The sequence below is a fragment of the Amycolatopsis sp. NPDC003865 genome (assembly GCF_053605345.1).
Map to the genome: position 1 here is coordinate 108,336 of NZ_JBSGJA010000017.1, position 25,387 is coordinate 133,722.

Here is a 25,387-nt window from a genome sequence, read left to right on the forward strand (position 1 = left end):
GTCACCTTTCTGGGGATACCGGAGCGGTCGCTCGGTGCCGGCGCCGGAGCGCCGTGCGGGCCGAGGACACGATGTTGGGCAGCAGGACCGACACGATGAGCAGCACGCCGGTCACGATGTTGAGCGCTTCGTTCGACACGTCCTGCAGGCGCAGCGCGTTCTGCAGCGACGCCAGCAGGACCACCCCGGCGAGCACGCCGGGGAGCGTGCCCTTGCCGCCGAAGATGGACACGCCGCCGAGGAGCACGGCGGCCACGACGGCCAGTTCGAGGCCGTAGCCGTTGTCGGCGCGGGCGCTGGAGTAGCGCAGGGTCCACAGGATCCCCGCGAGGCCGGCGACCGCGCCGCTGACGACGTAGAGCCAGAACTTGAGCCGGCCGGTGCGGATCCCGGCGAACCGGGCCGCCTGTTCGCCCGCACCGGCTGCGAACACACCGCGGCCGACCGGCGTCGCGTGCAGCACGACGCCGAAGATCAGGGCGACCACGGCCAGCGGGAGCAGGACGTTCGGGATCGGGCCGGCACCGATGGTCCCGGTGACCCAGCTCGTGTAGTCCCGCGGGAAGTCGGCGACGGCACCGTCGCCGAGGACCACGAACGCCAGGCCGCGGTAGAGGGCCAGGGTGCCGATCGTGACCGCGAGGGACGGCAGCTTCAGCACGGTGACGAAGAAGCCGTTGAGCGCGCCGAGGACCGCGCCGAGCACGATGCACAGCGGGATGATCGTCTCGATCGACATCCCCGCGTCCCACAGCGAGCCCATCACCGCCGACGTCAGCCCGAGCGTGCTCGCGACCGAGAGGTCGATCTCGCCGGTGACGATGACGAACGTCATCGGCAGCGCGACCAGCGCGATCGGGAGCAGGTCGAGCAGCAGGAAGGTGAAGTTGCGGCTGGTGCCGAAGTTCTCGACGGCACCGGAGGCGATGATCAGCACGACCACCGTCACGAGTACGACGGCGGCGTCCCAGCTGAGCAGCCGGGAGAACCGGTTCCCTCGGTCAGACATGGGCGTCCCTCTTCTTCAGTGCCTTGGCCACCCGGACCGCGACCAGCCGGTCGGCGCCGATGGCCAGCAGGATCAGCGCGCCGACGATCGCCTGCTGCCAGAACTGGTTGATGTCGAGCACGGCCAGGGCGCTGCCGATGACGGTCAGCAGCAGCGCACCGAGGCCGGCACCCCAGACCGAGCCGCTGCCGCCGAACACCGCGACCCCGCCGACGACGGCCGCGGCCACGACGTTCAGCTCGTAGCCGGTGCCCGCGGCCGCGTCGACGGTGCCGAACCGCGCGGCGAACAGCACTCCGGCCAGGCCGGCGAGCGCACCGCTGACCAGGAAGGCGGCGGTGGTGTTGCGGCCGACCCGGATCCCGGCCAGCCGCGCGGCCTGCGGGCTCGACCCCATCGCGTACAGCTCGCGCCCGGCCGGGTAGCTGCGGAGCACGATCCCGGCGACGACCAGGACGAGCACCGCGATCAGGACCAGCCACGGCACGCCGAGCAGCGACGCCGTCCCGAAGTCCAAAAAGGACGCCGGAAGCTTGTCGGCGTTGATCTGCTGCCCGCCGGCCCAGAAGTAGCTGACGCCACGGTAGGCGTAGAGCGTGCCGAGCGTGACGACCAGCGCGGGCACCTGCCCGAACCGCACCAGCGCGCCGTTGACGAGCCCGCAGACCGCGCCGACGCCGAGGCCGGCCAGCACGGCGACGATCACCGGCAGGCCGGGGTTGTCGCGCATCAGCGTCCCGACGGCGAAGGCGGCGAGGCCGAGCACCGAGCCGACCGACAGGTCGATGTTGCGGGTGATCATCACGATCGCCTGCCCGACGGCGAGCACCGCGAGGATGGCCGTGCCGAGCAGGATGTCGCGGATGCTCTGCCCGGACAGGAACCGGGAGTTCTGCGTCGCGGTGAACGCGACCAGGACGATCAGCGCCAGCACGATGCCGGATTCGCGGGCCTTGACCACGTTCGCGGTCCACGAGCGTCCGGAGTGGACGGTCGACGCGCCGGTCACGGGAGCCTCCTTCGTGACGGTCATGCGGCGGCTCCCTGCCCCATCGCGGCGTACATGACGGCGTCCTCGGTGGCGTCGGCGCGGGAAAGCTCGGTGACGAGCCGGCCCTCCCGCATGACGAGCACGCGGTCGGCCATGCCGAGCACCTCGGGCAGTTCCGAGGACACCATGACGATCGCGACGCCTTCGGCCGCCAGTGCCGACATCAGCCGGTGCACCTCGGCCTTCGTGCCGACGTCGATGCCGCGCGTCGGCTCGTCGACGATCAGCACCTTCGGCGCCATCGCGAGCCACTTGGCCAGCACGACCTTCTGCTGGTTGCCGCCCGACAGCGTGCCGACCGGGTCGGTGAGGCGGCGGTACTTGGTGCGCAGGCGCTCGGTCCAGTGCCCGGCTTCCCGCCGTTCGCCCGCGCCGGTGAGGAAGCCGAGCTTGGCGAGCGCGCGCGACCGCGGCAGCGTCACGTTCCGCTCGATCGACAGGTCCATGATCAGGCCCTGCTGACGGCGGTCTTCCGGAACCAGGGCCATCCCGGCGGCCATCGCCGCCCGCGACGAATGCGCTTTCAGCTTCTTCCCGCCGACCTTGACGACACCGGCGTCCCGTTCGTCCACCCCGAACACCGCCTGGACCACTTCGGACCGCCCGGAACCGACGAGCCCGGCGAACGCGACGATCTCCCCCGCGCGCACCGAGAAGGAGATGTCGCGGAACACGCCTTCGCGGGCCAGGCCTTCGACTTCGAGCACGACCGCGCCCGGTTCGACCTCCTGCTTGGGGAACAGCGCGTCGAGGTCTCGGCCGACCATGCGCTTGACCATGTCGTCGACCGTGACGTCGTCGAGTGGGTCGGTGGAGACGTGCCTGCCGTCGCGCATGATCGTCACGCGCTGGCAGAGCTCGGTGATCTCCTCGAAGCGGTGGGAGATGAACATGATCGCCGCGCCTTCCTGGCGCAGTGTCCGCGCGACGGCGAAGAGCCGGTCGACCTCGACGCGGCTCAGCGCGGCGGTCGGCTCGTCCATCACGAGGACGCGGGCGTCGGCGCTGAGCGCCTTGGCGATCTCGACGATCTGCTGGTCGGCGATCGACAGGCCACGCGCGGGGCGGGCGGGGTCGATCCGGACGCCGAGGCGGGTGAAGAGCCGGTCGGCCTCTTCGCGGATCGCCGCCCGGTCGATCCGGCCCAGGCTCTTGCGGGGGTGGCGGCCCATCACGATGTTCTCGGCGACGCTCAGGTCGGGGAACAGCGTGGGTTCCTGGTAGATCACCGCGATTCCGGCGGCCTTCGCGTCGGCGGGCGAGCCGAACTCCACCGGCTCGCCGTCGAGCAGCAGCGTGCCGTCGTCGGGTTTGTGCACCCCGGCGAGCATCTTCACGATCGTGGACTTGCCGGCGCCGTTCTCCCCGACCAGTGCGTGGGCTTCCCCCGCGTGCAGACCGAAGCTCACGCCGGCCACCGCGGCGACCGCGCCGAACGACTTCGTCACGCCGCGCACCTCCAGCAGAGGGGCCCGGCCCGGGTGTGGGCGCGTCATCGCGACCTCCGGATTGAAAGGTTTCACAAACCTGGCGCGGTGACGCTACTATGCGGCTGGAGAACAAGTCAATGAATCCGCGCAACCGTGGCCAAACGGCTTCCAGACCGGCCAGCTCGTGATGATGTTACGTTTCAAAGGGGGGCGCACATGACCGTCCAGGAGTCCGGTGCCGAGCCGAAAACGGCGGGCATGAAGGACGTCGCCGCGGCCGCCGGCGTCTCCCTCGGGACGGTGTCCAACGTGCTCAACCGGCCCGACCGCGTCAGCCCCGCGACGCGCGCCAAGGTCGAAGCCGCGATGGCCGAGCTCCGGTTCGTGCGCAACGAATCCGCGCGCCAGCTGCGGGCCGGGCGCAGCCGCGTGCTGGCCTACGTGATGCTCGACGGCAGCAACCCGTTCTTCACCGACGTCGCCGCCGGCATGGAAGACGCCGCCGACGCCGGTGACCTCTCGCTGTTCCTCTGCAACAGCGCGCACCAGCCGTCCCGGGAAGCGGCCTACCTCGGCCGCCTCGAACAGCAGCGCGTGCAGGGCATCCTCATCACGCCGGTCGACCCGGACGCCCCGCTGCTGGGCGAGATCGCGCGCCGCGGCACGCCGGTGGTGGTCGTCGACCGCACCCCGGGCGGCACGACCCACTGCTCGGTCGCGGTCGACGACGTCTACGGCGGCGAAATCGCCGTGCGGCACCTGATCGAGCAGGGCCACGACCGGATCGCGTTCATCGGCAACCACACCACGGTCGGGCAGGTCCGCGACCGGCGGCTGGGTGCGTTGCGGGCGCTGGCGGCGGCCGGGCTCGGACCCGGCCACCTGGTCGACCTGACCACGACGGCGCTGACCGTGGCCGACGGCCGCGGCGCGGGCGAACGGCTGGCCGGGCTCCCGGCGTCGATCCGCCCGACCGCCGCGTTCTGCGCCAACGACCTGGTCGCCCTCGGCCTGCTCCAGACGTGCGCGAACCTGCGCATGCGCGTCCCGCGGGACCTGGCGATCGTCGGGTACGACGACATCGAGTTCGCCGCGGCGGCCGCGGTCCCGCTGACGTCGGTCCGCCAGCCCCGGCGCCGCCTCGGGCGCACGGCGGCGGAACTGCTGCTGGCGGAGGCCGAGCCCGGGCACGAACACCGGCAGGTCGTCTTCACCCCCGAGCTGGTGGTCCGCGCCTCGACCCTGCGCTGAGCAACCCGCTGATCGTTTGTGACGTCCTACCGGGCACGAGCGATATCCCAGGGGAGCCCGAGCACGGAGGTCGTCGATGGCCGACTCGCACCCGCGGCTGACCCGGCGCGGGTTCCTGGCCGCGAGCGGGGCCGCGCTGCTCGGCGCCGCCGTCGCCGGGTCGGCCGGGCACGCCGCACCCGGGCCGGACTCCGCGCGGCTGGGCGATTTCTGGCTGTTCGGGCGGTACGACGAGGGCTGCACCGAGCTCGGCTTCGACGAAATCGACCTCTCGCCGGTGCAGCTGCCCCATTGCGTGACGCCGCTGTCGTGGACCGGCTGGGACCCGGCGACCTGGCAGGACCGGTGGATCTACCGCAAGCACTTCACGGTGGCCGCGGCCGAACGCTTCACCGCCCGGTTCGACGGCGTCATGACGAACGCGTCGGTGTTCCTCAACGGCGTCCCCGTCGCGACCCACGAAGGCGGCTACCTCCCCTTCGAGGTGGCGCTGCCCGGGGTGGTGCCGGGCGACAACGTGCTCGCCGTGGTCGTCGACGGGCGGTGGGCGCTGGACGTCCCGCCGAACCTGCCGCACAGCGCGGGGCCGTCGGTGATCGACTTCTACCAGCCGGCCGGGATCTACCGCCCGGCCGCGATCGGCCCGGTGCCGCGGATCCGGCTGACCGACGTCTTCGCCCGGCCCGCCGACGTCCTCTCCCCCGGCCGGTCGCTGCACCTCACCTGCACGCTCGACGCGCCGGTCGCGGCCCAGGTGACCGCGTCGGTCCGCCAGGCCGGCCGCGAGCTGGCCCACGGCACCGCCACGGTGGCCGGCACCACCGCCGAGTTCGACGTGCGCGGGCTCGGCGCGGTCCGGCTGTGGGACGTCGACGATCCGGCGTTGTGCGACGTCGTGGTCACCGCCCGGTCCGGGCCGGTGCTGCTCGACCAGCGGACGGTCCGGATCGGGTTCCGCGAGGCGCGGTTCACCCCGGACGGCTTCTTCCTCAACGGCCGCCGCCTCAAGCTGACCGGCCTCAACCGGCACCAGTGGTACCCGTTCGCGGGCGGCGCCATGCCCGACCGCGTCCAGCGCCGCGACGCCGAAATCCTGCGGCGCGAGCTCAACTGCACCATGGTCCGGTGCTCGCACTACCCGCAGTCGAGCGCGTTCCTCGACGCCTGCGACGAGCTGGGCCTGCTGGTCTGGGAGGAGATCCCCGGCTGGGGCCGGATCGGCGACGACGCCTGGCAGCAGCAGAACCTCCGGGACGTCGCGGGCATGATCACCCGCGACCGCAACCACCCCAGCATCGTCGTCTGGGGCACCCGCGTGAACGAGGCCAACGGCACGACGGCGATGTACGGCCGGACCGGACGGCTCGCGCGCCGCCTCGACCCGTCCCGGCCGACGAGCGGCGCGCTGGCCACCTGGACGGGGACACGCTTCGCCGGCAGCGACGTCGAGGTCCTCGCCTACAACGACTACACCGCCCGCCGCGGCGCTCCCTTTCAGCTACGCCCGCCGCGCGCGGGTCTCCCGTACCTGGTGAGCGAAACGATCGGCACCCTGTCGGGCGCCCGCGCCTACCGCCGCACGGATCCGGCTGCGACCCAGCAGCTGCAGGCCGAGTTGCACGCGAAGGCCCACGACCTGGCCGCCGCCGACGACCGCTACTGCGGGCTGCTCGCCTGGTGCGCGTTCGACTACCCGTCGGGCTGGCAGCGGTCGGTCGGCGGCTCGAAGTTCGCCGGGGTCTCGGACATCTTCCGGATCCCGAAGCCCGCGGCCGCGTTCTACGCCTCGCAGGGCGATCCGCGGGCGCGGGCGGTGGTCGAACCGGGGTTCGCGTGGGACTTCACGGCGTCGCCGGCCGGGCCCGGCCGGGACGTGACGATCTGGTCCAACTGCGACCGGCTCCTGCTGTTCCTCGACGACCGCCCGGCCGGGGCGGCGCGCAGCCGCCGGGCGGACTTCCCGCACCTGCGGTACCCGCCGTTCGCCACCGACCTGGTCGTGCCGCGCGGGCAGCGGCCCCAGCTGCGGATCGACGGCTACGTCGGTGACCGGCTGGTGCTCTCCCGGCGCTTCAGCGGCGACCGGAGCCGCGACGTGCTGGGGTGCGTCCCGGACGACGCGCGGCTGCGCGCGGACGGCGCCGACGCGACCCGGGTGGTGGTGTCGGCGATGGACCGCTTCGGGACGGTGCGCGCGGGGGCGACGGGCAAGGTGACGCTGGCGCTGACCGGGCCGGGCGAGCTGGTCGGGGACCCGGTGCTGGACCTGGGCGCGACCGGTGGCGCGGCGGCGGTGTGGCTGCGGCCGTTCGCGGGACCGCCCGGCGTGCTGGCGCTGACGGCGAAGCACGACTCGCTGGGCACGGCCACCGCGACGGTGAGCGCCGGCGGCTCCGAAGGCGGGCCGCGCTCGTGAGGTCAGCCGGCGCCGGCGAGCACTTCGGCGAGCACGGCGGCCTGGCTGATCTCCGGCGAGCCGCTCGCCGTCAGCAGCGTCACCGGGCCGCCCGCCGCCAGTGCGCGCAGCCGGTCCAGGGCCGCCAGCCGATCGGGCTCCCGCAGCTCCGCGCGGTACCGCTCGGCGAATTCGCCGAACCGCGCCGGATCGTGGCCGTACCAGGTGCGCAGCTCGTCCGAGGGCGCCAGCCCGCGGTACCAGCCGTCCAGGACGACCGCCGTGCGGGCCGTGCCGCGCGGCCAGAGCCGCTCCACGAGCACGCGGACGCCATCGGCGGGCCCGGCCGGGTCGGCCAGGCGCGCCACCCGGACGACCGTCGGCTGCATGCGCGCATTCTGCGGTGCGCCCGCGCGCGCCGCCACCGGAGGAAGGCCGTGACCTGGTGCGCAACCGCGTGACCCCGGCCGGGGAGATCGTCGACGTCCCGCTGCGCGGGGCGTGGACAGGCAACCGGGGCGTCCTGCACGAAGGCCACGAGATCGTCCGGTTCCACGGCGGCGACCTGTGGATCACCTGCGCGCTGACCTTCAAGGACCGGTGGCGCGAGCAGTGGCTGCCGAACCGCTACACCCACCTGTACTTCCACGACGAAGCCGTCTCCTTCGCCGCCGGGCACCGGCCCTGCGGCGAGTGCCGCCGTCCCGCCTACACCGCCTACCGCGACGCCTGGGCCGGACGCCCGTCGGCCGGCGAGATGAACCGGCGGTTGCACGCCGAACGCCTGGTCCGCGGCACCCGCACCCGGCGTCTCCACGAACTGGACTGGGCCGGGCTCCCGGACGGCGTCTTCGTGCTCCGCGGCGACCACCCCGAGCTCAAGGTCGACGGCCACCTCACCGGGTGGACGACCGAGGGCTACGGCCGGCGGCAGCGGCTGCCCCGGGCAGGGACCGTCCCGGTCCTCACCCCACCGGCCACGATCGCCGTGCTGCGCGCCGGTTACCGCGTGCAGATCGACGACAGCGCCCGCTGAACGGACGAAGGGCCACCCCAGCTCGCGGCCCAGGCCGGCTACCGCCCGCTCGGAACCCGGCCGCCCGCGCCCTCGCGAACCTCCCGGGCTGAGCAGTCCGCCGCGGCGTTCGCGGCCATGCCGCCGGACGGTGCCACGACCGCGCACGCGGCCGCCCCTGTCGGTCACCCCAAGCTCGCGACCCGCCGTAAAAGATCCCTACACCCGGACACTCCGCCGCATACACGACGAACGGGACAGTTGCGGGATCGCCCGGCGCGAGGTGAGACTGCGCGGATGGATCAGCACCTCGTCGACCGCGCCCGGCAGCACTCCGTCGGCGACCTGCTCCGCCGGACCGCCCTGCGGCTGCCGGACAAGCTCGCCGTCGTCGACGGGGACACCCGGCTCACCTTCGCCGGGTTCGAGGCCGCCGCCAACCGGTGTGCCCACGCCCTCGCCGCCCGCGGTCTGCGCAAGGGCGACCGGCTCGCGGTGCTGAGCCACAACTCGTGGCAGTACGGCGCGCTCGCCTTCGCCACCGCCAAGCTCGGCGTTCTGCTCGTGCCGGTCAACTTCATGCTCGGCGCCGACGAGATCGCCTACATCCTCCGGCACGCCGAGGTCGCCGCGTTCGTCACCGAAGACGCCCTCGAGCCGACCGCCGCCAAGGCCCTCGAACTTGCGGAACGCACCGACGTCGTCCGCGGCCGCATCCCGAACAGCGGCGGCGGCGAGTGGGAGGACGTGACCGGCTGGCTGTCCGAAGGGGACGCCGAAGCACCCGACGTCCTCGTCGCCGACGACGACCCGCTGCGGATCATGTACACCTCCGGCACCGAGTCGCGGCCCAAGGGCGTGCTGCTGTCGAGCCGGTCGCTCATCGCGCAGTACGTCTCGTGCGTGATCGACGGCGGCATGAGCGCCGACGACGTCGAGGTGCACTCGCTGCCGCTGTACCACTGCGCCCAGCTGGACTGCTTCTTCTCCGTCGACGTCTACCTCGGCGCGACGAGCGTGATCCTGCCCGGCCCGGACCCGGCCGCGCTGCTCGCCGCCGTCGAACGGGAGCGCGCGACGAAGCTGTTCGCACCGCCCACGGTGTGGATTTCGTTGCTGCGCCACGAAAACTTCGACCGGACCGACCTGTCCAGTCTGCGCAAGGGGTACTACGGCGCGTCGGCGATGCCGGTCGAGGTGCTGCGCGAGCTGCGCCGGCGCCTGCCCGGGGTCGAGCTGTGGAACTTCTACGGCCAGACCGAAATGGCGCCGCTCGCGACGATCCTGCGCCCGCACGAACAGCTGGCGCGCGCCGGGTCGGCCGGGCGGGCGTCGCTGAACGTCGAGACGCGGATCGTCGACGACGAGGACAACCCGGTGGCTCCCGGCGAAATCGGCGAGATCGTGCACCGGAGCCCGCACGCCACCCTCGGCTACTACCGCGACGACGACAAGACCGCCGAAGCGTTCCGCGCCGGCTGGTTCCACTCCGGCGACCTCGGCGTCGTCGACGAGGACGGCTACCTGTCCGTCGTGGACCGCAAGAAGGACATGATCAAGACCGGCGGCGAGAACGTCGCGAGCCGGGAGGTCGAAGAGGCGCTGTACCTGCTCGACGGCGTCGCCGAGGTCGCCGTGTTCGGGATCGCGCATCCACACTGGATCGAAGCGGTGACCGCGGTCGTCGTACCGCGCGAGGGCGTCACTTTCGACGCTGCGCAAGTGATCGACCACGCAAAGACACACCTCGCCGGTTACAAATGTCCCAAGTACGTCGTCTTCGCGGACCGGCTTCCCAAGAATCCCAGCGGAAAGATCGTCAAGCGAGAATTGCGGGAACGACACAAAGGACTCGCGGCCGAGGGCTGAACCACCGAAAACTCCTTGCGCGGCAGGGAACACCGCGGATACCGTCGGCTGCCGGCCTGCCCTTTCCGAGGAACGCGGGCCGGCCGTCCCACCAGGGCCGACCGGCCCGGAAACGAGATACCCGAAAGCCATGGCGCGCGGCGTCCGTCGGGTCTAGTAATGAGGCCGTTCCCCGTTCCCGAACCGCGAAAGGATCTCCCGTGTCCGTCTTACTCGCCGTCCTGCTCGCCCTGGGCGCCGGTCTGCTCGTCGGCAGCCGCGTCCACAGCGCCCGCGAGGCCCGCGCCAACTACTCCGCCTACCGGGCCCGGACCGCGAAGGGCTTCGGGGAGATGATCCGCTCCGGCGTGTCGGCCCTGGTCGCGGTCGCCGGTGCCCTCGTCCTGCTCTTCATCCTGCTGAACGTGCTCCAGCAGGCCTGACGCGGAACCCGACTCATGGCGGGTTGTTGCCGACCCGGCGGCAGCGCACGCTTTCCCTGGCCCCGACGGGCGGGGCCGGGAAAGGACTCCCCCCATGAGATCGAGGGTGCTTTCTGCTGCGCTCGGTGCGGCCGTGTGCCTGCTGGGCACGGTCGTCGTCGCCACGCCGGCCCAGGCCGCCGCGGCCTGCGGTGACCAGGTCGTCGGCAACGGCGGGTTCGAGAGCGGCACCGCGCCGTGGACCCAGACCAGTGGCGTGATCTCCGCCGCCACCTCGGCGGAGCCCGCGCACGGCGGGACGATGGACGCCTGGCTGGACGGCTACGGCAGCACGCACACCGACACCCTGTCCCAGTCGCTGACGCTGCCCGCCGGCTGCGCGTCGGCGTCGCTGTCCTGGTGGGCGCACGTCGACACCAAGGAAACGACGACCGGCACCGCCTACGACAAGCTGGTGGTGCAGGCGGGCACCGACACCCTCGCGAGCTACTCCAACCTCGACAAGAACACCGGGTACGTCCAGCGCACGGTCGACGTGTCGCGCTACCTGGGCCAGACCGTCACGCTCAAGGTCACCGGGACCGAGGACTCGAGCCTGGCGACGAACTTCCTCCTCGACGACTTCTCGCTGACCACCACCGGCTCGCAGAACCCGCAGTCGCCGGTCGTGACGTCGCCGGGTGCCCAGTCCGGCGCCGTCGGCCAGGCCGTGTCGCTGCAGGTCCAGGCGAGCGACCCGCAGGGTGACGCGCTCACCTACAGCGCGACCGGGCTGCCCGCGGGGCTCGCCATCGGCGCGAGCACGGGCAAGATCACCGGCACCCCGACCACCGCCGGGACGTCGTCGGTGACCGTCACCGCCAAGGACCCGGCGGGCAACAGCGGCAGCGCCACCTTCGCGTGGACGATCACCGCGGCCCCCGCGGACTCCACCCGCACCCCGATCAACCCCGCCTACACGGTCACCCTGACGTCCAACACCGCGGGCGACACGTGGACCGGCCACCAGAGCGTCACCTTCACCAACGGCTCGGCGACCGCGCTGCCCGAGGTCTACCTGCGGCTTTGGGACAACTACCACGGCAGCTGCCCGACGACGCCGATCACGGTCACGAACGTCACCGGCGGGACGCCCTCGGCGCTGAGCGTGAACTGCACGGCCATGAAGATCACGCTGCCTTCGCCGCTGGCGCAGGGGCAGTCGGCGACGATCGGGTTCGACCTGGGCGTCGTGGTGCCCGGCGGCGCCGACCGGTTCGGCCACGACGGCGCGTACAACATGATCGGCAACGCGCTGCCGGTGCTCGCGGTCCGCGACGGCGCGGGCTGGCACCTCGACCCGTACACCAACAACGGCGAGTCGTTCTACACGGTGATCGGCGACTTCGACGTCACGCTGGTGCACCCGACGTCGCTGCTGACCCCGGCCACCGGCACGTCGACCGAGACGACCAGCGGCAGCACGACGACCACGCACGCGGTGGCGTCGAAGGTCCGTGACTTCGCTTGGGCCGCGGGCCCGTTCGCGAAGATCACCACGACGTCCGGCAAGGGCGTGCGCGTGAACGTCTATTCGGTCAGCGGGATCTCCACCAGCAGCGCCAACCAGATGCTGACGCTGGCCGCCGACTCGATCGACGTCCACTCGGGCCGCTTCGGCGACTACCCGTACGGCGAGGTCGACGTGGTGCTGGACAACAACTTCTGGTTCGGCGGCATGGAGTACCCGGGCTTCGTGCTCGACCTCGTGTCGACCACGGCGCTCCCGCACGAGCTGGCGCACCAGTGGTTCTACGGGATCGTCGGCGACGACGAGTACACCTCCCCGTGGCTGGACGAGAGCTTCACCGACTACGCCACCGACCTCTACCGCGGGATCACCGGCAGCGGCTGCGGCATCACGTGGCAGTCGAGCGCGGAAAAGCTGACCAACTCGATGGCCTACTGGGACGCGCATTCGTCCCGGTACTCGACGGTCGTCTACAACTACGGCAAGTGCACCCTGCACGACCTGCGGCGGACGATCGGCGACACGGCGATGGCGAACCTGCTGAAGTCGTACGCGCAGTCGCACTGGTACGGCGTGTCGACCACGGCCGAGTTCAAGGCCGCGGCGCAGGCGGCGGCCGGGTCGACCGACCTGACGTCGTTCTGGGCCTCGCACCGCGTGGAAGGCTGAAAACCGGATGACGTTCCCCGTCCGCGTCCGCCAGTCTGGGGACGTGAACGGGGAACGGCTCTTCTGCGACACCGCACTCGCCGCGCGCATCGAGCGCGCGGAAGCGCGGTTGGTCACCGAAAGCAGCGACGCCGCCCGCGCGCGGCGCGGGGACTCGGCCGGGTTCGCGTGGCCGCTCGCCGGCGGCGTCGCGAGCTTCGCCGAGGCGGATTCGCCGTTCAACAAGATCGCCGGGCTCGGCTTCGACGGCCTGCCGGACGCGCTGGACGAGGTCGAGCAGGCCTTCGCCGAGCTCGGCGCACCGGTGCAGATCGAACTGTCCCAGCTGGCGGACGCCTCGGTCGGCCGCTTCCTGACCGGCCGGGGGTACCGGCTGGAGAACTACGAGAACGTGCTCGGCCGCCGGGTCGGCGAGACCGCCTTCCCCGAGGACGTCCGCCACTCCGGGGACGACGAGTTCGAGACGTGGCTGTCCGTCGTGACCGACGCCTCCGCCGTCGCCGACACCGACGGCCTGCCCTCGCACGAGGACTTCCCCCGCGAGACCATCGTCAACGCGCTGCGCGACATGCCCGGCATGCTGCGGTTCGCCGCCGAACGCGACGGCGAGCTCGCCGGGGGTGCCGGGCTGCGGTTCACCGGCGGGATCGCGCAGCTGTCCAGCGCGGCGACCCTGCCCGCGCACCGCCGCCGGGGCGTGCAGACGGCGCTGGTGCGCGCCCGGCTCGCGGCGGCCGCCGCCGTCGGGTGCGACATCGCGGTCGTCACCACGCAGCCGGGGTCGAAGTCGCAGCAGAACGTCCAGCGGCAGGGGTTCGACCTGCTCTACGCGCGGGCGATCCTGGTGAAGGGCGTCTCCTCGACGAGCTCTTCCGGCGCCGACAGCCGCCACGCCTCGTAGAGCAGTTCGGCCAGCTCGTCGGCGTCGATCTTGTCGAGGTACACGACGACCCAGCCGAAGCCGCCGGCGGTGAACTGGACCTCGAAGACGTCGGGCCGCTCCGCGACCAGGGCGAGCTGTTCGGAGATCTCCTGCTTGAGCCCGACGGTCCGGGTGCGCGGCCAGAAGTAGCCGAACCGCTTGCCCCGCACGCCGAACGACGAGTAGTCGCGCGCCTCCGACCGCTGGACCTCGGCCAGCCGGCCGAGCAGCAGTTCGAGTTTCCGGACCGTGACCGTCACCTGTCGCTCCCCTGTCTCCGGCGACCACCGTAGCGCGCCGGTACCGTGCGGGACATGAGCGATCCGCGTGACGTCGTGGTCAAGCGGGGACACGCGCCCGGCGCGACCGCCGCGGAGGCCGCGGGCCTGCGCTGGCTGGCATCCGCGGGCACCGTGCCGGTGCCGGAGGTGCGCGGCCAGGACGAGGACACGCTGGTCATCGACCGCGTCCCGGCCGGGCGTCCGTCCGCGGCCGCGGCGGAGGGGTTCGGTCGCGGGCTGGCGGGACTGCACGCGGCCGGCGCGCCCGCGTTCGGCTCGCCTCCCCCGGGCGGGCCCGCCGACGCGTGGATCGGGCTCGCGCCGATGAAGAACGTCGCGGCCGGCGACTGGGCGTCGTGGTACGCGGCGGACCGGGTGCTGCCGTACGTCCGGCGGGCCGTCGACGCGGGGACGTTCGACGCTGCCGACGCGGCGCTGTTCGAGCGCGCGTGCGCCCGGATCCCGCCGTCGGCCGAGCCGCCGGCGCGGCTGCACGGCGACCTGTGGACCGGCAACGTCCTGTGGGACGGGCGCTCGGCATGGGTCATCGACCCCGCCGCGCACGGCGGGCACCGCGAGACGGACCTGGCGATGCTGCACTTGTTCGGCTGCCCGCACCTCGACCGCGTCCTCGCCGCCTACGACGAGGCCGCGCCGCTGGCCGACGGCTGGCGCGACCGGATCGGGCTGCACCAGCTGTTCCCGCTCCTGGTGCACACGGTCCTGTTCGGACAGTCGTACGCCGGCCGGGCGCGCGCGGCGGCGCGGTCGTTCTAGCAGCGCTGCAGCATCGTTTCGAGAGCCGTCTTCTCCGGGACCGTGATCGTCAGGCCGTAGTTGCTCTTGACCACGATCCAGTCCGTGGCGTAGGTGCACCAGTACGAGACGAGCGGCGGCTTCCACTGGTCGGGGGCCTTGTCGCTCTTCTGCTCGTTGAGGTTGTCGGTGACGGCGTGCAGCTGCGGGCGGATCAGGTCGTTCGCGAACTGCTCGCGGCGTTCCTGGGTCCACTTCTTCGCGCCGCTGACCCAGGCCTGCCCGAGCGGGACCATGTGGTCGATGTCCACATCGGACGCTTTGTGCCAGGTCTCGCCGTCGTAGGCGCTGACCCAGGTGCCGGACTTCGGGGCGCAGTCGGCGTTCGTGGTGACGTCCTTGCCGTCGCGCTTGAGGACCTGTTCCCGGGTGTCGCAGGCGCCGTCGACCTTGTCCCAGTGCGGGAACTTGTCACGGCTGTAGCCGTCCATGGTGCCGCGCACGGCGATCTGCAGCTTCGCCAGCTGGGCGCGCGCCTCGGCCGGCGCGATGGGCGGAGCCTGCTGCGTGCCGGACGGCTGGCTCCCGGCGGCCAGGTCGTTCGGCACCTTGCAGCCGGCGAGGGAAGCACCGGTGAGGACGGCCAGCAGGACGAGCGCTCGGGTGCGCGGCATCGTGAACCCCTTTCACGTCTACCGGGAGGTGCCCAGACGGCGATGCGGGGAAACGGTGCAGATGGCCTAGTTGGCGCGAACTTCACGAGCCATGGAAGACCTGCGCGACGAAAACCGCGGCGACGACGCCCGCCGCGACGAGCACGGTGAGCACGAACAGCAGAGCCCACGGCACGAGCCGGATCGGCCGTTGCCGCGGGAAGACGGCCTGACCGCGCTGGGCCGGGATCCGCGGGCGGGGCGGGTCCTCCTCCGGTGGTGGGGCCGGCTCGGGCGGGACGTCGACCACGGCGGGGAGCACGGGCAGCGGCGACCGGCTGGGGATGCGGGCCGGGAAGCCGTCGGCGAGGAGGGCGGACCGCGGCGGGGCGAGGTGGGCCAGGGAAAGGGCGTAGCAGGCGTCGAGGACGTCGTCGGCGGACCAGACGGTGCGCCAGCGGTTGTGCTGCCCGATGATCCGCCGAAGGCTCCGCGGATCGGCGAGGACGACGGCCACGCCAGGAACGGACTCGGGTTCGCGGGGGTGCGGAACGGTCTCCGGTCCGGGGTGCTCGGCCCGGGTGGCCGCGGGCGGTTCCCCGGCCCGGGTGGCCGCCGGCGGTTCCCCGGACCGGGTCGCCGCCGGCTCTCGTGGGGCGGGGGTCTCCGGTCCGGGGTGCTCGGCCCGGGTGGCCGCCGGCGGTTCCCCGGAACGGGTCACCCCCGGCTCTCGTGGGTCGGGCGGCCTTTCCTCGCGCGGATCCCGCCCGGTGGCCGCCGGGTCGTCGACCCGGCCTCGATCCGGCGAACCCGTGCCGGTCCCGGCCGGCTCTTCCGCCGTCCCGACCTCGGGCGTGCCCGGCTCGGCCAGCCTGGTCACCACTTCCCCGCCCGCGACCGGCGGCACGACCGCGACCAGCCCCGTCACGTACCGCCCACCGTCGTGCGCGGCCAGCGCCCCCTTCGCCGCCGCGACCCCCGCCCCGGCCCGCTCCTGCGGCCCGGGCGAGACCGCCGCCCCCGGCTCGTGCGCCGCGATCACGACCACTCCCGACCGGGTGAACACCAGCGCGTCCACGAGCCGGGGCCCGTGCCGGCTCGGGACCGTGATCCCGGCCAGCGCCAGCCCCGGCAAGTGGTCCGGGCCCCGCCCCCACGAACGCAGCAACTCCACCAGGTGCTCCGCCGCGGCGGGCAGGCGCCGCTCGTCACCGGTGCGCTGGAAGGCCACGAGCACCGCCGGTCACTCCTCCCACGAGTAGAGCTCCCTCGACGGTAGGAGCGGACCGGTCGGCGCCCCAGCAGCCGAACGAGTGGTCGAACACCACCGTGCGTAGCCGGGGCATGCTGGAGCGCACCCACACCGCACGAGGGAGACCCGATGCCCCCAGCCGCCTACCAGGGCCGCGCGCTTGACGTCGACCGGGAGTTCTACCGGCGGCTCGCCGAGGACGACGGCCGGGAACTCGTCGACGCCTTCGAGGTCCCCATCCGCTCCGGCCGCGCGTGGCGGGTGCCCGAGGGCCACCTCTGCCGCCTCAAGACCGTCGACGGCCCGCAGGTCGGCGACCTCAACCTGTGGAACGCCGCCGACCCCCGCGAACGCTTCTGGGCCGCGCGCACGCGCCAGCTCCAGCGCGCCCACGTCAGCACGTTCGACCGGCTCTGGTCGACGCTCCCCTTCCTCCGCCCGCTCGCGACGATCACCGCCGACACCCTCGAGCACTACGGCGAAGACGCCGAGGGCGGCCGCGTGCACGACCTGCTCGGCACCCGCTGCGACCCCTACGTCAACCGGATGCTCACCGGCGAGGACTTCGACTTCCACTGCCACTCGAACCTGGTGCGCGCGGTCGCCCCGTTCGGGCTCACCGAATTCGACGTGCACGACGTCCTGAACGTCTTCCAGTGCACCGGGCTCAACGACGAGGACCGGTACTTCATGAAGGCCTGCCCCGCCCGTCCCGGCGACCACTTCGAGTTCTTCGCCGAGCTGGACCTGCTGTGCGCGCTGTCGACCTGTCCCGGCGGCGACCTGTCGGTTCCGCTCTGGGGACCGGGCGCACGCGACCCGATCGACGTCTGCCACCCGATCGGCGTCGAGGTGTTCAAGCCGCGCGACGGCCTGCTCGACGGCCGGCGCACCCCGGAGCGCGCGGCCTACCGCGGCCTGCACGGCGTCCGGCTGCCGGAGTGGGGCGCCTAACGGTTGCGCCGCAACGGAATCCGCCGGGACGGTTCACCTCGCTTGCGCCGCGTGTGATGATGGCAGTCCGGGGACACCGACCGGCTCGACGAGGAGTGCGAGTGGACCTGCGGACCGAGATCGCGCAGTCGTGGCGGCGGGCGGAGCTGTCCGGGCTCTCGCCGGCGTCGTCGGTCGAGCGCCTGGACGTCGCCGACGTCGACAGCCGCAGCCGGCTGCTGCGGGCCGCCTCGCCGGTGCTGGACGAGCTGGCCCGGCAGCTGGCCGGCACGCGCTTCTGCGTCATCCTCGCCGACGACGAGTGCCGGATCGTGGCCCGCCGGTTCAGCGAGCGGTCGGTCGAGGTGGCGCTGGAGACCATCAGCGCGGTGCCCGGCTGCCAGTTCCTCGAGGAACGGACCGGGACGAACTCCCTCGCGACGCCGTTCGAGACGCGCCGCGGCGTCTCCGTCGACGGCGACGAGCACTTCCTCGACGCCATGAAGCAGTTCACCTGCTACGGCCACCCCGTGGTGCACCCGGCGACGCGGCGGCTCGCCGGCGTCCTCGACATCACCGGCCCGGCCGGCGACGCGAACCCGCTGCTGGGCCCGTTCCTGCGCCGCGCGGTCGCCGACATCGAACGGCGGCTGCTCGACGGCGCCAAGCTCGCCGAGCAGCAGCTGCTGGCCGCGTTCCAGTCGGCGCAGCACCGGGCGTGCGCGGTGCTGGCGCTCGGCCAGGACGTCGTGCTGGCCAACACGGCGGCGACCGAGCTGGTCGACACCGCCGACCACCGGCTGCTGCGCGAGCTGGGCCGCACCCGGCGCGGCCTCCGGCGGCTCCGGCTGACGTCGGGCACGCCGGTCGAGGTGCGCGTGGAGGCGGTCTCGGCGAACGCCGGGCTGCTGTTCGAGCTGGCGCCGGTGCGGACGGCGAGCCCGGTCGTGTCGCGCCCGCGGGCCGCGCGGGGACTGTTCCCCGCCCAGATCGACGAGCGCCTCCGCGGCGCGGGCCGGGCCCGGCGGCGCGTGCTGATCTCCGGCGAGCCGGGCGCGGGCCGGACGACAGCGGCGCGGGTCGTCGCCGGGGACGAGCCGCTGCACGAGTTCGACGCGTCCGACGTCGTCGCGGGCGAGGCCGGGTGGTGCGCCCGGGTCGAGGCGGCGGCGTCGCTGAGCGGCCTGCTGGTGGTCGACGGCATCCAGCTGCTGCCGCCGCTGGCGGTGGCCCGCCTCGCCCGCCTGCTGGACACGACGACGGCGTGGTTCGCCCTGCTCAGCGGCCCGCCGTCGGAGCTGCGCGGCGAGCAGGCGACCCTGGCGGCGCGCATGCACCGGCGGATCGAGCTGCCCCCGCTGCGCGAGCGCCGCGACGAGATCCCGGCGATCGCCCGCGCGCTGCTGCGCGGGTTCGGCGACTCCCTCCGGCTGACCCCGGGCGCGCTGGAGCTGCTGGGCTCGCAGCGGTGGCCGGGCAACCTCCGCGAGCTGGCGGGGGTACTGGCGGGCGCGGCCGACCGCCGTTCGGCGGGCGACGTGACGGCGGAGGACGTGGCACCGGGCTGCGCGGAGACGGCTCCGGGCGGCGCGCTGAGCGGCTGGGAGCAGGCGGAGTACGACGTGATCGTCCGGACGCTGCGGGCGTGCGACGGCAACAAGGTGCGGGCGGCCAAGCAGCTCGGCATCAGCCGCTCGACGCTCTACAACCGGATGCGCGCCCTGCGGGTCCGCTGACCTCGGAGTGTCCGGGATTTGGACACTCCGCCGGCTCCTCCGCTCCACACAATCGACGTCACCAGCGCCGCACGTGGAGGAGATGGCCGTGAAGACCAAGGCAGCCGTACTGTTCGATGCCGGTAAGCCGTTCGAGATCATGGAGCTGGACCTCGACGGCCCGGGCCCCGGCGAGGTGCTCATCAAGTACACCGCCGCCGGGTTGTGCCACTCGGACCTGCACCTGATCGACAACGACCTCGTGCCGCGCTTCCCGATCATCGGCGGCCACGAGGGCGCCGGGATCGTCGAGGAGGTCGGCGCGGGCGTCACCAAGGTGGCCCCGGGCGACCACGTCGTCTGCAGCTTCATCCCCAACTGCGGCACCTGCCGCTACTGCTCGACCGGCCGCCAGAACCTCTGCGACATGGGCGCCACCATCCTCGACGGCCACATGCCGGACGGCACCTTCCGCTTCCACGGCGGCGGGCAGGACTTCGGCGCGATGTGCATGCTCGGCACGTTCTCCGAGCGCGCCACCATCTCGCAGCACTCCGTGGTCAAGGTCGACGACTGGCTGCCGCTGGAAACCGCCGTCCTGGTCGGCTGCGGCGTCCCGACCGGCTGGGCCACCGCCAACTACGCCGGCGGCGTCCGGGCCGGGGACACCACCGTCGTCTACGGCATCGGCGGCATCGGCATCAACGCCGTGCAGGGCGCCGCGCACGCCGGCGCGAAGTACGTTGTCGCGGTCGACCCCGTCGAGTTCAAGCGGGAGACCGCGCTCAAGTTCGGCGCCACCCACGCGTTCGCCACCGCGGCCGAAGCCGCGGAGAAGGTCACCGAGCTCACCTGGGGTCAGCTGGCCGACCAGGCGCTGATCACCGTCGGCACGGTGGACGAGGACGTCGTCACCGAGGCGTTCAACGTCGTCGGCAAGGGCGGCACCGTCGTCATCACCGGCCTGGCCAACCCCGAGAAGCTCACCGTGCACCTGTCCGGCGGCGTGCTCACGCTGTTCGAGAAGACGGTCAAGGGCACGCTGTTCGGCTCGGCGAACCCGCAGTACGACATCGTCCGGCTGCTGCGCCTCTACGACGCCGGGAAGCTCAAGCTGGACGAGCTGGTGACCCGCAAGTACACCCTCGAGCAGGTGAACGAGGGCTACCAGGACCTGCGCGACGGCAAGAACATCCGCGGCGTCATCGTCCACGAGTAGCCCGCTGGAGTCCACAGTGGACCTCGACGCGCCGTACCGGCTGAACCCGCTGGCGTCCCTCGACGCGCTCGTCCACCAGTACCGGGGCGGGTGTCCCTTCAGCACCCCGGACGTGCTCCGCTTCGCCCGCGCCCTGGCGATGCACGCGACGGCCCGCGACGCGCTCGACGCCGCCGAACTCGCCGAAACCAGCCGGGCGAGGGTGGTGGCGGCGCTGGAGCGGCTGGCCGCCGCCGGGATCATCGTCACCGACCCGTGAACCGGCGGGTGGCCACCACAACGGCGTGGTGGCCACCCGCGGCTCACGGCCGCGGGGCGTTGCGGAGGTTGGCGCGCGCGAGGTCGACCATCTTGCCAACGCCGCCGTTGAGCACCGTCTTCGTCGCGCCCAAGGCGAATCCGCGCACCATCTCGCCGGTGATGCGCGGCGGGATCGACAGCGCGTTCGGGTCGGTCACCACCTCGACCACCGCCGGGCCGGGGTGGGCGAACGCCTTCTCCAGCGCGCCGCGGACGTCGGCGGGGTCCTCGACCCGGACCGAGAACACCCCGCACGCGGCCGCGATCGCCGCGAAGTTCACCGGTGCGTGGTCGGTGCCGAAGTCCGGGAGCCCGTCGACGAGCATCTCCAGCTTCACCATGCCCAGCGTGGCGTTGTTGAACACCACCACCTTGACCGGGACGTCGTAGGCGGGCAGCGTCAGCAGGTCGCCCATCAGCATGGCGAGCCCGCCGTCGCCCGACAGCGACACGACCTGGCGGCCCGGCTGGGACAGCTGTGCGCCGATCGCGTGCGGCAGCGCGTTGGCCATGCTGCCGTGGCGGAACGAGCCGAGCACGCGGCGGCGGCCGTTCGGGGTCAGGTAGCGGGCGGCCCAGACGTTGCCCATGCCCGTGTCGACGGTGAACACCGCGTCGTCGGCGGCGACCTCGTCGAGCACCGAGGCGACGTACTCCGGGTGGATCGGCCGGCGCTGCTCGATCTTCCCCGTGTAGGCGCCGACGACCTTTTCCAGCTTCCGCACGTGTTCGCGCAGCATCCGGTCGAGGAACGCCCGGTCGGTGCGGGGCCGCAGCAGCGGGAGCAGCGCGGCCAGCGTCTCGCGCACGTCGCCGTGCACCGCCAGGTCCAGCGGGGTGCGCCGGCCGAGGCGCGAGGCGTCGTGGTCGAGCTGGATCGTGCGGGCCTGCGGGAGGAAGTTGTCGTACGGGAAGTCCGTGCCCAGCAACACGATCCGGTCGGCCTCGTGCATCGCGTCGTAGCAGGCGCCGTAGCCGAGCAGGCCGCTCATACCGACGTCGAACGGGTTGTCGAACTGGATCCACTCCTTGCCGCCGAGCGAGTGCCCGACCGGCGCCGCGAGCTTCTCCGCCAGCGCCATGACCTCGTCGTGCGCGCCGCGGACGCCCGCGCCGGCGAACAGCATCACCTTCTCGCCCGAGTTCAGCAGGTCGGCGAGCTCCTGGACGGTCTCCGGGGAAGGCACCGCGGGCGACGGCGTGACCAGCGGGAGGCGCTCGGTCAGCGGGCCGGTGGCTTTGCGGTCGGCGAGGTCGCCCGGGATGGTCAGCACCGCGACGCCGCCCTTGCCGACGGCGGCCTGGGTGGCGATGCGCAGCAGCCGCGGCAGCTGCGCCGGGTCGGCCACGACCTCGCTGAAGTGGCTGCACTCGGCGAAGAGGCGGTCCGGGTGGGTCTCCTGGAAGAAGCCGGTGCCGATCTGGTTCGAGGGGATGTGCGACGCGATCGCGAGCACCGGCGCGCCCGACCGGTGGGCGTCGAACAGGCCGTTGATCAGGTGCAGGTTGCCCGGCCCGCAGCTGCCGGCGCACACGGCGAGCTTGCCGGTGACCTGGGCTTCGGCCGCCGCGGCGAAGGCGGCGGTCTCTTCGTGCCGGACGTGCACCCAGTCGATGCCGTCGGTGCGGCGGACCGCGTCGACGATCGGGTTGAGGCTGTCGCCGACGATGCCGTAGATGCGTTCGACACCCGCGTCTCGCAGGGTCCTGACCAGTTGTTCCGCCACGGTTGCCATACCTCCAGCGTGGCCCGCCGGAACCGATGCGTCCAATGCCTGATTGGCTGAAAATCCATACACTGATGGCATGGACGTCCAGACGCTGCGCCTGTTCCGCGAGGTCGCCGGCGGCGCCACGGTCACGGAGACCGCCGCGCGCGGGCACCTCACCCAGCCCGCGCTGTCGCGCGCCCTGCGGCGGCTGGAGCAGGAGGCCGGCGCCGAGCTGTTCCGCCGGTCCGGGCGGGTGCTGCGGCCGACCCCGGCCGGGCACGCGTTCCTGCGGCACGTCGGCCTCGCGCTCGACCAGCTGGACCTGGGGCTGCGCGAGGTCGCCGAGATCGTCGACCCGGGCACCGGCGTGGTGCCGCTGGCCTTCCTGCACACGTTCGGCACCTGGCTGGTCCCCTCGGTGCTGAGCGGCTTCCTGCGCGAGCACGCCGGCGCCCGCTTCGAACTGCGGCAGCACGGCGAAGCCGGCTTGGAGGCCGAGCTCCTCGACGGCACCGCGGACCTCGTCATCACCAGCGGCGACCCGGGGCACGCCCAGCTGCGGTGGGAACGCCTGCTCGTCGAGCCGCTGCGGCTCGCGGTCCCGCCGCACCACCGGTTCGCCGGGCGCCGCCGGGTCCGCCTCGCCGACCTCGCCGACGAGACGTTCATCCTCCTGCGGCCCGGCTACGCCCTGCGCGAGACGACCGAGCGGCTGTGCGCCGAAGCCGGGTTCGCGCCGCGGATCGGGTTCGAAGGCGACGAAGTCGAGACGCTGCGCGGGCTCGTCACCGCCGGGCTCGGGGTGTCGGTGCTGCCGCTGCCGCACACCGCGACGTTCCCGGCGCCGCACCTCGCACTGACCGATGTGGACGCTGCCCGCGACATCGGACTGGCCTGGGCGGCCGGGCGGACTCTCCCGCCGCTGAGCGAAACCTTCCGCCGGTACGTCCTCGCCGCCGGCCTCGACCGTCCACAAGGGACAATGTGAGAACCGCCGTAGGACCAGGCGGTTTCACTCCGGGTGTGCCAGGGTGGAGGCATGGCCGCGCTGAGATCCTTCCTGACGTCCTGGACCTCCGTCACGCCGGTGCTCGGCGTGGTCGTGCTGGCGCTGGCCTGGGGCCGCGACCTCGGCCCGGTCTTCGTGGCGATCGTCGCGGTCGCGCTGGGCGCGACCGTGCTGGCGGCGGTGCACCACGCCGAAGTCGTCGCGCACCGCGTCGGTGAGCCGTTCGGGTCGCTGGTGCTCGCGGTCGCGGTCACCGTCATCGAGGTCGCGCTGATCGTCACGATGATGGTCTCCGGCGGGCCGGAGGCCGGTTCGCTGGCGCGGGACACGGTGTTCGCCGCGGTGATGATCACGACCAACGGCATCGTCGGCATCTCCCTGCTCGTCGGCGCCCGGCGCTACGGCTCGACGCTGTTCAACCCCGAAGGCAGCGGGGCCGCGCTGGCCACGGTCGCGACCCTGGCGTCGCTGAGCCTGGTGCTGCCGACGTTCACCTCCAGCACGCCGGGCCCCGCGTTCTCCCCGGCGCAGCTGACGTTCGCCGCGCTCGCGTCCCTGGCGCTGTACGGGACGTTCGTGCTGACCCAGACCGTGCGCCACCGCGACTTCTTCCTCCCGGTGGCGGCCGACGGCGAGGTCAAGGAGGACGAGCACGCGGAACCGCCGTCGAACCGGGCGGCGCTGGGCAGCCTCGCGCTGCTGCTGGTGGCGCTGGTCGCGGTGGTCGGGCTGGCGAAGGTGGAGTCCCCGGCGATCGAGGCGGGCGTGCGCGCGGCCGGGTTCCCGCAGTCGTTCGTCGGTGTGGTGATCGCGTTGCTGGTGCTGCTGCCGGAGACCCTGGCGGCGACCCGGGCGGCCCAGCGCGACCGGATGCAGATCAGCCTCAACCTGGCCTACGGCTCGGCGATCGCGAGCATCGGCCTGACGATCCCGGCGATCGCGCTGGCGTCGGTGTGGCTGCCGGTCCAGCTGCTGCTGGGCCTGGGGTCGACGCAGATCGTGCTGCTGGCGCTGACGGTGGTGGTGAGCGTGCTGACGGTGGTCCCCGGCCGGGCGACCCGCCTGCAGGGCGGCGTGCACCTGGTGCTGCTGGCCGGGTTCCTGGTGCTGGCGGTCAACCCCTGATGCGGATCGTCTCGCTGCTGCCCGCCGCGACGGACATCGTCGCGGTGCTCGGGCGGCTGCCCGAGCTCGTCGGCCGGACCCACGAGTGCGACTGGCCGCCCGGACTCGTCGAGGACGTCCCGGTGGTCACGCGGGCGGAGTTCGCCCCGGAGGCGTTGTCCAGCCGGGAGATCTCCGAGGCGACGCACCGCGGATCGGGGCTGTACACGCTCGACAGCGCGCTGCTCGCCGAGCTGGCGCCGGACGTCGTGCTCACGCAGGACCTGTGCGAGGTCTGCGCGGTGTCGTACCGGCAGGTGTCCGAGGCGGTGCGCACGCTCGACACGGGACCGCTGGTGGTGAGCCTCGAACCGGCCACCGTCGACGGTGTCCTCGACTGCCTCCGTCGGGTCGGCGAGGTGCTGGGGGTACCCAAGCGCGCCGAGGCCGAACTCCGGGCGCTGCGGGACCGCCTCGCCGCGCTCCCCCGGGCCGAGGCCCGGCCGCGGGTGGTGGCTTTGGAGTGGCTGGACCCCGTTTGGCCGTCGGGCCATTGGGTGCCGGAGCAGATCGCGCTGGCGGGTGGCTCGCCGGTGCTGGCCTCGGCGGGCGAGCACACGCGGCCGGTGCCGTGGGAAGCGGTGGTCGAGGCCCGTCCGGACGTGCTGCTGCTGATGCCGTGCGGGTTCGCGCCGGAGCGGACGCTCGCGGAGGCACCCGGCTTGGCGGAGCTGCCCGGGTGGGCGGACCTGCCGGCGGTGCGGGCGGGGCAGGTGTGGGTGCTCGACGGGCCGGCGTACTACAACCGGCCCGGCCCGCGGGTGGTGGACGGCGCGGAGATCCTGGCCGCGGTCCTGCGCGGCGACGAACCGCCCGAGGCCCGCCGGCTGCCGCCGACCGCATGACGGCA

At 72.9% G+C, this 25,387-nt stretch carries 23 protein-coding genes; 15 read left to right on the forward strand and 8 right to left on the reverse strand.

All coding sequences use genetic code 11. The features are described from left to right. Position 1: 1 nt before the first annotated feature. From ACWEVP_RS33965 to ACWEVP_RS33975, 3 genes are read right to left on the reverse strand one after another with little or no spacing between them, the layout of a single operon-like run. Positions 2–1,009, reverse strand: coding sequence for an ABC transporter permease (locus ACWEVP_RS33965; RefSeq protein WP_452066663.1), 1,008 nt, complete (start codon positions 1,007–1,009; stop codon positions 2–4). Next, on the reverse strand, positions 1,002–2,042 hold the full coding sequence (locus ACWEVP_RS33970; protein WP_452066664.1) for an ABC transporter permease: 1,041 nt from the start codon (positions 2,040–2,042) through the stop codon (positions 1,002–1,004). Before ACWEVP_RS33970 ends, ACWEVP_RS33965 begins: the two co-directional genes overlap by 8 nt. Continuing rightward, positions 2,039–3,556, reverse strand: coding sequence for a sugar ABC transporter ATP-binding protein (locus ACWEVP_RS33975; RefSeq protein ID WP_452066665.1), 1,518 nt, complete (start codon positions 3,554–3,556; stop codon positions 2,039–2,041). Before ACWEVP_RS33975 ends, ACWEVP_RS33970 begins: the two co-directional genes overlap by 4 nt. A gap of 150 nt (positions 3,557–3,706) precedes the next feature. On the opposite strand from ACWEVP_RS33975, the gene ACWEVP_RS33980 reads away from it, so the two are divergent. Both ACWEVP_RS33980 and ACWEVP_RS33985 read left to right on the forward strand, forming a co-directional pair. Then, positions 3,707–4,741: a LacI family DNA-binding transcriptional regulator gene (locus tag ACWEVP_RS33980; protein ID WP_452066666.1), complete on the forward strand. Its 1,035-nt coding sequence runs from the start codon at positions 3,707–3,709 to the stop codon at positions 4,739–4,741. A 76-nt stretch (positions 4,742–4,817) separates the two neighbouring features. After that, positions 4,818–7,157 carry a glycoside hydrolase family 2 TIM barrel-domain containing protein gene (locus tag ACWEVP_RS33985; RefSeq protein ID WP_452066667.1) on the forward strand — a complete coding sequence of 780 codons (2,340 nt, stop codon included), beginning with the start codon at positions 4,818–4,820 and terminating at the stop codon, positions 7,155–7,157. 2 nt (positions 7,158–7,159) lie between these two features. Here the strand turns inward: ACWEVP_RS33985 and ACWEVP_RS33990 are convergent, their stop codons facing one another. Next, the gene (locus tag ACWEVP_RS33990; protein WP_452066668.1) at positions 7,160–7,525 is read right to left on the reverse strand and encodes a DUF488 domain-containing protein; all 366 of its coding nucleotides are present in this window, start codon (positions 7,523–7,525) and stop codon (positions 7,160–7,162) included. 56 nt (positions 7,526–7,581) lie between these two features. Here ACWEVP_RS33990 and ACWEVP_RS33995 point away from each other — a divergent pair, with 56 nt between their 5' ends. The 5 genes from ACWEVP_RS33995 to ACWEVP_RS34015 all read left to right on the forward strand — a co-directional run bounded on the left by ACWEVP_RS33995 (position 7,582) and on the right by ACWEVP_RS34015 (position 13,522). Next, positions 7,582–8,172, forward strand: coding sequence for a hypothetical protein (locus tag ACWEVP_RS33995; RefSeq protein ID WP_452066669.1), 591 nt, complete (start codon positions 7,582–7,584; stop codon positions 8,170–8,172). A gap of 276 nt (positions 8,173–8,448) precedes the next feature. Continuing rightward, positions 8,449–10,020 carry an acyl-CoA synthetase gene (locus ACWEVP_RS34000; RefSeq protein ID WP_452066670.1) on the forward strand — a complete coding sequence of 524 codons (1,572 nt, stop codon included), beginning with the start codon at positions 8,449–8,451 and terminating at the stop codon, positions 10,018–10,020. Between the two features lie 200 nt (positions 10,021–10,220). Beyond that, positions 10,221–10,442 (forward strand): hypothetical protein, encoded by a 222-nt coding sequence (locus ACWEVP_RS34005; RefSeq protein ID WP_452066671.1) that lies wholly within the window; start codon positions 10,221–10,223, stop codon positions 10,440–10,442. A gap of 106 nt (positions 10,443–10,548) precedes the next feature. Then, positions 10,549–12,621 (forward strand): putative Ig domain-containing protein, encoded by a 2,073-nt coding sequence (locus tag ACWEVP_RS34010; RefSeq protein WP_452066775.1) that lies wholly within the window; start codon positions 10,549–10,551, stop codon positions 12,619–12,621. A gap of 7 nt (positions 12,622–12,628) precedes the next feature. Further along, complete coding sequence (locus tag ACWEVP_RS34015; RefSeq protein ID WP_452066672.1) at positions 12,629–13,522, forward strand: GNAT family N-acetyltransferase; 894 nt, start codon at positions 12,629–12,631, stop codon at positions 13,520–13,522. Here the strand turns inward: ACWEVP_RS34015 and ACWEVP_RS34020 are convergent. Then, entirely contained in the window at positions 13,447–13,803 is a 357-nt protein-coding gene (locus ACWEVP_RS34020; protein ID WP_452066673.1) for an MmcQ/YjbR family DNA-binding protein, read from the reverse strand. The genes ACWEVP_RS34015 and ACWEVP_RS34020 overlap by 76 nt on opposite strands. 54 nt (positions 13,804–13,857) lie before the next feature. Here ACWEVP_RS34020 and ACWEVP_RS34025 point away from each other — a divergent pair, with 54 nt between their 5' ends. Continuing rightward, a complete protein-coding gene (locus tag ACWEVP_RS34025) occupies positions 13,858–14,601 on the forward strand; it encodes a fructosamine kinase family protein (RefSeq protein WP_452066674.1) in 744 nt (247 codons plus the stop codon). Here the strand turns inward: ACWEVP_RS34025 and ACWEVP_RS34030 are convergent. Next, the gene (locus tag ACWEVP_RS34030; RefSeq protein ID WP_452066675.1) at positions 14,598–15,254 is read right to left on the reverse strand and encodes an HNH endonuclease family protein; all 657 of its coding nucleotides are present in this window, start codon (positions 15,252–15,254) and stop codon (positions 14,598–14,600) included. The two genes, ACWEVP_RS34025 and ACWEVP_RS34030, sit on opposite strands and share 4 nt — an antisense overlap. A gap of 82 nt (positions 15,255–15,336) precedes the next feature. Further along, the gene (locus tag ACWEVP_RS34035; RefSeq protein ID WP_452066676.1) at positions 15,337–16,470 is read right to left on the reverse strand and encodes a hypothetical protein; all 1,134 of its coding nucleotides are present in this window, start codon (positions 16,468–16,470) and stop codon (positions 15,337–15,339) included. A 144-nt stretch (positions 16,471–16,614) separates the two neighbouring features. Here ACWEVP_RS34035 and ACWEVP_RS34040 point away from each other — a divergent pair, with 144 nt between their 5' ends. The 4 genes from ACWEVP_RS34040 to ACWEVP_RS34055 all read left to right on the forward strand — a co-directional run bounded on the left by ACWEVP_RS34040 (position 16,615) and on the right by ACWEVP_RS34055 (position 20,611). After that, on the forward strand, positions 16,615–17,439 hold the full coding sequence (locus ACWEVP_RS34040) for an urea carboxylase-associated family protein (RefSeq protein WP_452066677.1): 825 nt from the start codon (positions 16,615–16,617) through the stop codon (positions 17,437–17,439). A 101-nt stretch (positions 17,440–17,540) separates the two neighbouring features. Next, complete coding sequence (locus tag ACWEVP_RS34045; protein ID WP_452066678.1) at positions 17,541–19,154, forward strand: sigma-54-dependent Fis family transcriptional regulator; 1,614 nt, start codon at positions 17,541–17,543, stop codon at positions 19,152–19,154. An 88-nt stretch (positions 19,155–19,242) separates the two neighbouring features. Beyond that, positions 19,243–20,352, forward strand: a complete 1,110-nt coding sequence (locus ACWEVP_RS34050) for an NDMA-dependent alcohol dehydrogenase (protein ID WP_452066679.1) — start codon at positions 19,243–19,245, stop codon at positions 20,350–20,352. 16 nt (positions 20,353–20,368) lie between these two features. Then, on the forward strand, positions 20,369–20,611 hold the full coding sequence (locus ACWEVP_RS34055; protein ID WP_452066680.1) for a hypothetical protein: 243 nt from the start codon (positions 20,369–20,371) through the stop codon (positions 20,609–20,611). 43 nt (positions 20,612–20,654) lie between these two features. Here the strand turns inward: ACWEVP_RS34055 and ACWEVP_RS34060 are convergent, their stop codons facing one another. Then, positions 20,655–22,388, reverse strand: coding sequence for a pyruvate dehydrogenase (locus ACWEVP_RS34060; protein WP_452066681.1), 1,734 nt, complete (start codon positions 22,386–22,388; stop codon positions 20,655–20,657). A gap of 70 nt (positions 22,389–22,458) precedes the next feature. On the opposite strand from ACWEVP_RS34060, the gene ACWEVP_RS34065 reads away from it, so the two are divergent. Genes ACWEVP_RS34065 through ACWEVP_RS34075 form a run of 3 tightly spaced genes read left to right on the forward strand, consistent with a single transcriptional unit; the run spans position 22,459 to position 25,382 of the window. Continuing rightward, entirely contained in the window at positions 22,459–23,352 is an 894-nt protein-coding gene (locus tag ACWEVP_RS34065; protein WP_452066682.1) for a LysR family transcriptional regulator, read from the forward strand. 51 nt (positions 23,353–23,403) lie between these two features. Continuing rightward, a complete protein-coding gene (locus tag ACWEVP_RS34070; protein WP_452066683.1) occupies positions 23,404–24,498 on the forward strand; it encodes a calcium:proton antiporter in 1,095 nt (364 codons plus the stop codon). After that, positions 24,498–25,382, forward strand: a complete 885-nt coding sequence (locus tag ACWEVP_RS34075) for a cobalamin-binding protein (RefSeq protein WP_452066684.1) — start codon at positions 24,498–24,500, stop codon at positions 25,380–25,382. Before ACWEVP_RS34070 ends, ACWEVP_RS34075 begins: the two co-directional genes overlap by 1 nt. The last annotated feature ends 5 nt before the right edge of the window (positions 25,383–25,387 follow it).